General features: G+C 45.8%; 9 protein-coding genes. 6 read left to right on the top strand and 3 right to left on the bottom strand.

Features of this window, described 5'->3' with window-relative positions:
* From J0895_RS00700 to J0895_RS00685, 4 genes are all read left to right on the top strand, one after another.
* On the top strand, positions 1-693 hold a 693-nt coding region (locus J0895_RS00700), incomplete at its 5' end, for a calcium-binding protein (protein ID WP_422894298.1).
* A gap of 108 nt (positions 694-801) precedes the next feature.
* A complete protein-coding gene (locus tag J0895_RS00695; RefSeq protein ID WP_207086228.1) occupies positions 802-1,479 on the top strand; it encodes a response regulator transcription factor in 678 nt (225 codons plus the stop codon).
* 3 nt (positions 1,480-1,482) lie between these two features.
* Positions 1,483-2,940: a sensor histidine kinase gene (locus J0895_RS00690; protein WP_207086227.1), complete on the top strand. Its 1,458-nt coding sequence runs from the start codon at positions 1,483-1,485 to the stop codon at positions 2,938-2,940.
* 28 nt (positions 2,941-2,968) lie between these two features.
* Positions 2,969-3,820: a hypothetical protein gene (locus tag J0895_RS00685; protein ID WP_207086226.1), complete on the top strand. Its 852-nt coding sequence runs from the start codon at positions 2,969-2,971 to the stop codon at positions 3,818-3,820.
* On the opposite strand, the gene J0895_RS00680 is transcribed toward J0895_RS00685, so the two are convergent.
* Together J0895_RS00680 and J0895_RS00675 are read right to left on the bottom strand one after the other, a co-directional pair.
* Positions 3,775-4,968: a cupin domain-containing protein gene (locus tag J0895_RS00680; protein ID WP_207086225.1), complete on the bottom strand. Its 1,194-nt coding sequence runs from the start codon at positions 4,966-4,968 to the stop codon at positions 3,775-3,777. The genes J0895_RS00685 and J0895_RS00680 overlap by 46 nt on opposite strands.
* A 245-nt stretch (positions 4,969-5,213) precedes the next feature.
* A complete protein-coding gene (locus J0895_RS00675) occupies positions 5,214-5,510 on the bottom strand; it encodes a hypothetical protein (protein ID WP_207086224.1) in 297 nt (98 codons plus the stop codon).
* 169 nt (positions 5,511-5,679) lie between these two features.
* Here J0895_RS00675 and J0895_RS00670 point away from each other — a divergent pair, with 169 nt between their 5' ends.
* Both J0895_RS00670 and J0895_RS25545 read left to right on the top strand, forming a co-directional pair.
* Positions 5,680-6,057, top strand: a complete 378-nt coding sequence (locus J0895_RS00670; protein ID WP_207086223.1) for an OB-fold nucleic acid binding domain-containing protein — start codon at positions 5,680-5,682, stop codon at positions 6,055-6,057.
* 517 nt (positions 6,058-6,574) lie between these two features.
* Positions 6,575-7,171, top strand: coding sequence for a YggT family protein (locus tag J0895_RS25545; RefSeq protein ID WP_242540948.1), 597 nt, complete (start codon positions 6,575-6,577; stop codon positions 7,169-7,171).
* Positions 7,172-7,283: 112 nt separating this feature from the next.
* Here J0895_RS25545 and J0895_RS00660 read toward each other — a convergent pair whose 3' ends face one another.
* Entirely contained in the window at positions 7,284-8,858 is a 1,575-nt protein-coding gene (locus J0895_RS00660; protein WP_207086222.1) for an NAD(P)H-quinone oxidoreductase subunit N, read from the bottom strand.
* Between the last annotated feature and the right edge of the window lie 429 nt (positions 8,859-9,287).

Raw genomic sequence — 9,287 nt, 5'->3', positions numbered from 1 at the left:
GGCGATCGCGATGATTTAGAAGATTTCGATGCCATCAGCATTGCGCGCAGCAATTCTCCGGCAGTCATTCCCTTCAGCTGGCAAAACCCCCCTGGACAGAATCAGCAACAGGGAACCCCTATGGATGATTTAATAGCAGGAAATCCCATCACCCCGAATAGTATCAATGGCCAGTCAGGAAATGATACCTTATTCGGGGGAGAAGGTCATGATATTCTCTCGGCTAATGCCGGTCAAGATATGCTGTTAGGTCTAGGTGGCAATGATGTGCTATTTGGGGGAAAAGGGGATGATACCCTTTGGGGCAATCAGGGCCAAGATATGCTATTGGGGAATCTAGGAAATGACTTGCTTTTTGGGGGAAAAGACTCAGATTTTCTGGATGGTGGGGAGGGCAATGATACCCTCAGTGGCGATTTTGGACAAGATTTTTTGACGGGAGGACCGGGGAATGATGTGTTTGTTTTATCATCAGGAACTGCCGCCACAGATTTAGCAACAGCCGATCGCGTTCTGGATTTTGAAATCGGGTTTGATCGCATTCAACTGAGTCCGGGGTTAACATTTGCGGACTTGAGTTTAGAAGCGATGGGTTTAGGTACAGCAATTCGAGTGTCTCAGCTCAATCAAGTTCTAGGAATTATTGATAACGTCACTCCATCTATGCTCAGTGCGAATGATTTCTTTGTCTAAGCTCTACTATAGCGCTTCAGATGGATAGAGATAATCTGGAACGGGGCTATTCTCGTGACTGGGAATATCCCCGTTCAGGATTTCTCGAACTCAAACGGATGGTGTGTGATGCGGATTTTATTGCTTGAAGATGACCCAGAACAACTTGAACCCCTACATAATGCCTTGACTCGTTCGGGACATATTGTAGATGGGGTGGCGGAGGGAACCGATGCCCGATGGTTAATCGGTGAAAAAGACTATGATTTACTGATTTTAGATTGGATGTTACCCGGAGAAGATGGAGTTTCTATTTGTGAATTCTATCGAGAAGAGGGGAAAACCTCGCCGATTTTAATGTTGACAGCGAAAGATACTACGGCGGATAAGGTGAGGGGATTAGATGCGGGGGCAGATGATTATTTGGTGAAACCCGTAGATGTGGAGGAATTGTTAGCAAGGGTCCGCGCCTTACGCAGGCGATCGCCCCTGTGGATTGGGGATATTCTCGAAGTGGGTGACTTATCTTTAAATCTGGATACCATGAGCTTAACCCGAGGAGAAAGCAGTATTAAACTTACCAGTCAGAACTTTCAACTGTTGGAATATCTGATGCGAAATCAGGGTAAGGTGCTCAGTCGCGATCGCCTGGAACAAGCCCTCTGGGAATGGGGTGAAGAACCCGAAAGCAATGCAGTCGCCTCTCGGGTGAAACGCCTGCGGAAGCGCTTGCAAGAATTGGAAATAGAAACCTGGATTGAAACTGCTTATGGGGTCGGTTATCGGTTTGAAATTCCTCAGAATTAATCGATGAATGTGCTGAAAATCTATCTAAATTACTGGAATAAACTGCCGATTCGGATTCGCGGCACCGTCATTATTGCCATTCCAGTGACTTGTTTATTTACCACTTTATTCGCATTTGCCTGGTTGAAACTTAGCTTAATTGAAGATGAAGAATGGGTCCAACACACCCAAATTGTCCGCCTAGAAACTAAACACCTTTTAAATGCCCTAATTGACGCAGAAACAGGAGTGCGTGGGTATGGTTTGACCTTTCGAGAAGAGTTTTTAACCCCTTATAATCAAGCCATTAGTATCATTCCTGAATCTTTAGAACGGTTAGAATATTTAGTCACAGATAACCCAGAGCAAACCCTTCTTCTGCAAGAAATTCAGAGTATTACCCAGGAAAACTTAGAGATATTTGACCAAAAAATTACCCTCCAATCCGAAGTTAACAAACTGCGTGATTCCGACGAGGTTTGGGTTCCGGCTGATGCGCTTTATGAATGGTTGGAGGAAAGTAAAGCAACAATGGATGAAGCCAGATTATTAATTAATCGCTTTGCTGAAACCGAGGAAAATTTATTAGAAGAACGCCAAGTTCATCAACAACTTTATCGTCAAATTACTTGGAATATTTTATGTATTTCTGCCGGAATTGGAGTTTTGGGATTTTTCTTGTCTATTCATTTATTTTACCAACTTGAACGAGAATTAGCCACCCGAGAATTGAACTTACAAGCCAGCAATCAGCGCTTACAAGTGGTCTGCGAACAACTTCAGCGTTTTACCGCTAATGCTTCTCATGAATTACGAACCCCCTTAGCGGCAGTCTTGAGTAATGCTCAGGTGGGATTAATGGATATCGCCGAATTGGAAGAGTTACAAGAAGATGAAATCGATTATTTCCCCCTGAGAAACCGATTTCAAAAAATTGTGCAAATGACCAAGAAGATGAGCGATTTAGTAGGTCAATTATTATTTCTAGCTCGCCATGAAGGTGGGTTAAACTCTGAGTCTTTAAATCCGGTGGATTTAGCCCCTTTTTTGCAGCAATTAGTCACTGATTTTTTACCAGAAGCTCAAGCCAAGTCCCTAGAATTAACCTATCATTGCACCCAGACTTCCATTTCCGTCAAGGCGGATATTAGTTTGCTCCCACAAGCGGTTATCAATCTCTTGAGTAACGCTTGTCGTTACACTCCGGCAGGAGGAAAAATTGATGTTTTTGTATCTACGGCACAAAATTGGGCTATCATTGAGGTAAAAGATACAGGAGTAGGGATTCCGCCTGATGCGCTCTCTCATATTTTTGAACGGTTTTACCGGGTAGATAAAAAAGGCTATGAAACGACGACGGGCTTTGGGCTGGGATTGGCGATCGCCCAGCAAATTGTTCAAATTCATGGGGGCAAACTAGAGGTATCTAGCACCCTGAATCAGGGTTCAATATTTACCATTCGTTTACCGTTAATGGGTTAACCCTTTATTCATAATTGAGTTAATATTCATGACTAAAATTATCTCTTGGGGTCACTTTTTTCCAACGGATCAAGACGGTTTTATTATCAATGATTGTGACTGGAATAAGATTCTCCCGCCCTGGACCTCTTTAGTTGAGGAACTGCGCCAAACTTGTCTGAAAGTTTGGCCCTCGCGCTTACAAGGACTTTATCTGCGCGGTTCGGTCCCGCGCGGTTTGGCAATTTTGAATTGTTCTGATTTAGATAGTTTTGCCATATTATCCGGGGAAATTACCCCAGAAGATATTGAGCAATCCCAGCAACTCTGCCAAACCCTGAAAAGACGGTATTTGTTTTGCAAAAAAGTAGAATTAATCCTCTTTGATGAAACTGTAATCCAAAAAACGGATTCAATATGGCCGATAATCATTCAAACCCAAAGCTGGCAAATCGCTGGTCATTCTCTCCCTGAAAACCTGAACCCGGTTAAGCCCGGTGTTGACTTGATCAGCTATAGTTATACTTGGGAAACTGATTTAGCCACCACCTTAAAGGGTTTAGAAGGTTTATCTCCAAGTGCCTTAGATTATTCAAATCAAGTCAAAAAACAATGTGCTTGGATTGCTCGACGTATGATTAGAGTAGGATTTGAATTGGTGATGGAACAAGACCAATGTTATACTCCTGATTTATATCAGTGCTATGAACGATTTTCCGCGTACTTCCCTGAACAACAGATTGCCATGAGAAAAGCTCTGGAATTGGCAATCACCCCTTCTCATAATCGGGCCGGTGTCATCGTATTTTTACGAGGGTTTGGCCGGTGGTTAGAGGGGGAAGTTCACCGAAAATTTTATCCCTCAATTGAGGAGGAACTGTCTACGAATAAAATGCCCTGAGTGACTAACCGAGTCAAGAGGGGAATTACTCCGGTTTCTACATCCAGGGAGGGACACCAGTCAGCTAAATCTAGGAGACTAAATCCTCCGGGACGAAACAGTTTTTCGACAATATCAGTGGAGATTCCTTTAATTGTCGCTTGTTTTGCTCCGATAATCACTTGAGTTTGATGCCCCTCGATGCAAACAATTTGCACTGGATGTAACGCTGAGGGAATAAATCGAGTTTCTAATCCGGCGTCGAAAATTTGGCTGCCTAGTTGATGGGGGAAAGCGAAGGGAAGTGGGGTGCGATCGCTATAGTTTAAATAATTTAAGTATCGCGTGATTGTTTCGGGATTTTGTAGGAACTCAACCAGGCGATCGCGCAACTGTTCCATATAGGGTTGCACTGCCGTTCTCTCCCCAGACGGAATCACCGGCAAACTCTCTCTCCATTGAGGATTTTCCTGCAATTCTTTCCCCAACCAATTCATCCAATCTAACCCGGTTTGGCAATCAATTCCTAAAGTCAAATGCAGGGATGGGGAATAGTCATCCTGGGACGGATTGGAACTGGCGATCGCATAATGCCAATGTCCCCGAGGAATATACAACAAATCTCCCGGTTGCAACCGACATTCCAAATAAGGCGGCACATCCGGGGGAATTTGGTCTTTAGAACGCATCCCACTAACGGGAAAGGGAACAGTTTCCGGAAAAACAAACCAGTCTTTCTCCCCCTCAATTTGCAAAATCAGCACATCATGGCTATCATAATGACAGTTAAATCCTTGTTGGTCACTCGGTGAACAATAAAGATTGATTTGGCCGCGATAGCCGGTTTCTTGACGAACATCAGCAACCAATTTTTCCAGTTCCGGAACCCGTTCATGAACGCTATCGATAATTAACGTAGCTCCTTGGTGAAGCTGTTCCAGCCATTGATTGGATGGGGTCGCCGGTACCGATTCTCCATCCCGCGAAAACCGCAAATCCGGATACTGAATGAGGTGGTAATTCAATAATTGATTTAATTGATTCCACCCAAATAAATGAGAAAATTTATTCGGATTTTCTCCGGGGATGAACCGGGCCGCTTTATTCCAGTGTTTCTCAAAAAAATGGGGGACTGGGTAGGGATATAATAGAGATTCAAAACCATTCATAAATTAAATCAATCTCACCACAACTCAATATTTTACCTCATTTAAACATCTATAGCAGATCCTTTATCAGTTGTGGAATGCCCTCACCCCCAACATAAGGCGGCCCAAAGGGGAAGAGGGGAGCTATATATGCCATAAATCATTTAGGATTGCTATATCTGTATTGGGGGAGTGTAAGCCGGGAACAAACCCATTGGATTACACTTTCAATCCTTGGTCAACCGGCTTTCAAAGCGACCTGGAGATTATACCTGACGAATAGAGGAAGTCTGACCGGCTTGATGGCGATTGACATCCCGATTGACATCCCGATTGACATCCTGAGTGCGATCGAAATCGGCATTGGCAAGTAACCCGGATGACTCGGAGCTTTCGGTGGAATTGTTAGTCAGGTTAACCACTTCAACTTCTACGGAAGAATTCATGGCGAGATCGCCGGGAGAACTGCTGAGTGCAGATTGAGCTGGGGCGACTAATAGTAAACTAGCTTTGGCACTCAAAAGACAGGCGAGGAGTAGATTAGAAGACTTTAAATTAAACATATCACAAGGTTCCTTAGTTTAGTTGTTGTTGAACTTACATTAACATTACATTAACATTATGACCAAAATATGACCGCGAGAACCCCTCCCCGTTTTTGAGCGCTGGATTTTGGTCATTTTCTGGTCATCTTTGTTTTTTAGAGTAGAGACAGAGTTGAGGTAAAACGAGATGAAATCAACATTTACAGCGGTTCTGATTGCCGCGATGTTTGTCATGGGCATTAATCCAGTCAGCGCACAAATTCCCATTCGAGAATTACAGCGCACTTCGGGACTAACCATCTCCGGGGAGATTAAAAGTGTAGTCGGCAATGAGTTTATACTGGATGATGGGACGGGTCAAGTCATTGTGGATGCGGGACCCCATTGGTATCATCAACTGGATTTGCGCGAAGGGGAGCGCGTGACAGTTGTGGGAAAATATGAAGGCTATGATTTGGATGCCTTCACAATTACTCGGGAGAATGGGGAAGTTTTACAGATTCGGGACTCCGAAGGTCCGCCTCCTTGGTCCGGAGGTCGTCGTCGTCACAACCGAAATCGATAATTTCACCAACCCGGTTTCTAACTGTTTAAAATTTCGTCTATCGTAGTCTTAAATGATCCGGAATCGGGTTGTCAAAGTCTATTAGGACTTACGCATTTTTGGAGGGCAAACCCTAAATATAGAGGCGATTCGCAAAGGATGCCTCTACGTTTAGGGTTCGATGTTATAGATTGCGTAAGCAATTGTAGGGTTTGGCACGATCCGTTTTTAATGGGGTTTAATCGGGTCAAAACAATGCCTCGGCACTGCCCACCCTACTCTTTAAATGAGATCGGGGTCATATTCCCAATACATTCTTCCATAAAATTAGATTTTCATTCTCGTTTTTGGCTTGGGGTTCCCAGGGGGCTGGGAGTCCAGAGAATAACAGAATGTGAGAAACAATGGCGGCATCACTTCCAGATTGCCGGTGATTTTCCCAGGCCGAAATCGGCTGCGATTTTACGGGCGATCGCCCTCACCGGGTAAACCGATTGATAGCATAAGCAATAAGACTATCTTGTAGGGAGGGATAAAAATGAACCCAGATAATAACCGACCCGATCGCGAAAACGCAATTCCAGAAGAACCGTTAACACCTGCAACTCCGGCCATTCCCAGAGGCGATCGCCCGTATAGTGCCTCTGAGCCCTTCCCAAACCCTGCCATTGATGAACTGCGACGGGAACAGGAACGTCACACTCAACACCTCGGGGAACTGCGACAAGAAGAGGCGCGATTGAGCCGACAGATTCAGGAATTACGACAACAAGAAGAACATATCCACCGGCGAATTGAAGGTATTCAATTAGAAGAAGAGGAACGGCGCATGGCTGAAGTTAGACGCAGACTCGCCTTAAGCAAGACCAATCAAGTGATTTACTATCTGATGGGAGCATTGGGCGTTTTATTAATTTTGAGGGTCATGCTGCGACTATTAGGAGCAAACCCAGACAACCAGTTTGCCGGATTTATTTATGCCTTATCCGCTCCCTTTGTCACGCCGTTTGAAACGCTGTTTACCACCCCTACCTTTGGAAATTCTGCTTTTGAATTCAACGCTTTGATTGCGATCGCCATCTATGGATTACTGACTTGGCTGGTGATTCGGTTACTGCAATTAATTTTGAATTAACTTGAATTGACACGGCATTCGGGTTGATCAGACCTCCTAAAAAAAGGAGAGAGGCAACCCCACGGGGATTGCCTCTAAAAAATATTACCGTCAACGACTTACCCGGCTTTTATTAAGGAGTTTGAGACCCTTTCAAATCTGCCGGACTGGTTAATGTGGCAACGGGGATGGGTTTCCCCATAGAGGCTTGCAACATAGAGGTCCGAGAAACGGAATTATTCGCCAAAGTAAACAGGGGATTAGACAGAATTCCAGCGAGAGAAGTGGCAATCACCGTCAGAATCAAACCCACTTGTAGAGAGCGCATTCCGCGTAAATCCCAACTAATTTCTGGATAATTTTTGACCGCATCGGACATTTCTTGCGGTTCCTTGACCACCATCATCTTGACGACGCGGATGTAGTAGTAAATGGAAACCACACTGGTCAATAATCCTAGTATGACTAAGCCATAAAGACCCGCTTGCCAACCGGCCCAGAACAGATAAATCTTTCCGAAGAATCCAGCCAGGGGAGGAATACCACCGAGGGAAAGCAAACAAATACTTAACCCCAAGGTTAACAAAGGGTCTTTTTGATAGAGGCCCGCATATTCGCTAATTTGATCCGTTCCCGTGCGGAGGGTGAAGAGAATCAAACAGGTGAATGCACCCAAGTTCATGAATAGATAAACCAGCAGGTAAAAAATCATGCTGGCATATCCGGCATCCGTATCGGCAATCAAACCAATCATCACAAAACCCGCTTGTCCGATAGAGGAATAGGCAAGCATCCGTTTGAGACTGGTTTGAGCTAGGGCCACCACATTACCCAGAACCATACTGAGGATGGCGAGGGCCGTAAACACAAAATGCCACTGTTCCTCAACTAGGGGGAACGCCGTCGTCAGCAGACGGATGGCGAGGGCAAACCCTGCCGCTTTAGAACCGACGGAGAGAAACGCCACAACCGGGGTGGGAGAGCCTTCGTAAACGTCAGGAGTCCATTGGTGGAAGGGAACCGCAGAGATTTTGAACGAAATACCGGCAATCACAAACACGAGGGCAATGACCAGTCCAATCGAGGGGCCGGTTCCAGAAGCTGACAAGCCCTCGGCGATCGCACTTAAGCGAGTTTCTCCTCCCGAAAGTCCATACAACAAAGACATTCCATAGAGAAACACTGCCGAAGAGGCAGCGCCAATCAGCAGATATTTTAAAGACGCCTCATTGGAACGGGGATCCAGCTTCATGTAACCAGTGAGCAGATACGATGAAATACTCAGGGTTTCCAGGGACACAAAAATCATCACCAACTCATCTGCCCCGGAGAGGAACATTCCCCCAAGGGTTGCGGTGAGCAAAATCATCAGGAATTCGCCCATTGCGGTGCCTGAGTTTTCCACATAGCGGATCGACATCAAAACGGTAACCACCGCAGACAGGGCGATAATCCCGCGAAAGATCACACTCATGGAGTCCCCATTGAACCCACCGAGGAACGAAATCGGGTCGCTGGCATCCCATTGATAAACCAGGGCCACCAGGGACGCCAGTAGACCGGCGATCGCCATGTAGGGGGTCACTTTCAGCGACTCCCGTCCCACGATCAGGTCATAAACCAGGACCCCCAGCAGGGTGACGATCACAATCACCTCTGGCAAAATTATTCCAGCATTTAACTGGGCGGCAAGATTAGCAAAGTTCATGGCAACTTATCGGCAGATACAATACAATCACTCAGCATCAAGTAGGTGGAGTTAGTGCTTTAGCAATTCTTTACATCTTGCATCTTACCTTGATATCCGCCCGAACCCCTCGAATCGCCTCGACTGCTCTCGTTGAAACCGGGTGATTCCCCACCGCATTGATTGATCTCAACTGACGGGTTTCTGTTGAGAAGAACGCCTATATAGCTTGTTCTAAATGATTTATGACATCTGTCTTCTCCCCTCTCCCCCTTTGGGAGAGGCCTGTCCTGAGCCCTGAGCCCTGAGCCCTGAGCCCTGAGCCCTGAGCCCTGAGCCCTGAGCCCTGAGCCCTGAGCCCTGAGCCAGTCGAAGCCTGTCCTGAGCCCTGAGCCAGTCGAAGGGTCGAAGGGGGTCGAAGGGTCGAAGGGTCGAAGGGTCGAAGGGTCG

Origin of the sequence: Phormidium pseudopriestleyi FRX01 (assembly GCF_017313335.1) — a bacterium.
Taxonomy (GTDB): domain Bacteria; phylum Cyanobacteriota; class Cyanobacteriia; order Cyanobacteriales; family Laspinemataceae; genus Laspinema; species Laspinema pseudopriestleyi.
Note: the sequence above shows the minus strand (reverse complement) of the source record. Positions and strands in the feature narration are given on the sequence as shown.

What these genes read in the sequence shown, in the direction of transcription:
- J0895_RS00675 (WP_207086224.1), bottom strand. Translation starts at nt 5,510, where the DNA reads ATGTTTAATTTAAAGTCTTCTAATCTACTCCTCGCCTGTCTTTTGAGT.
- J0895_RS00690 (WP_207086227.1), top strand. Translation starts at nt 1,483, where the DNA reads ATGAATGTGCTGAAAATCTATCTAAATTACTGGAATAAACTGCCGATT.
- J0895_RS00670 (WP_207086223.1), top strand. Translation starts at nt 5,680, where the DNA reads ATGAAATCAACATTTACAGCGGTTCTGATTGCCGCGATGTTTGTCATG.
- J0895_RS00695 (WP_207086228.1), top strand. Translation starts at nt 802, where the DNA reads ATGCGGATTTTATTGCTTGAAGATGACCCAGAACAACTTGAACCCCTA.
- J0895_RS00660 (WP_207086222.1), bottom strand. Translation starts at nt 8,858, where the DNA reads ATGAACTTTGCTAATCTTGCCGCCCAGTTAAATGCTGGAATAATTTTG.
- J0895_RS25545 (WP_242540948.1), top strand. Translation starts at nt 6,575, where the DNA reads ATGAACCCAGATAATAACCGACCCGATCGCGAAAACGCAATTCCAGAA.
- J0895_RS00680 (WP_207086225.1), bottom strand. Translation starts at nt 4,968, where the DNA reads ATGAATGGTTTTGAATCTCTATTATATCCCTACCCAGTCCCCCATTTT.
- J0895_RS00685 (WP_207086226.1), top strand. Translation starts at nt 2,969, where the DNA reads ATGACTAAAATTATCTCTTGGGGTCACTTTTTTCCAACGGATCAAGAC.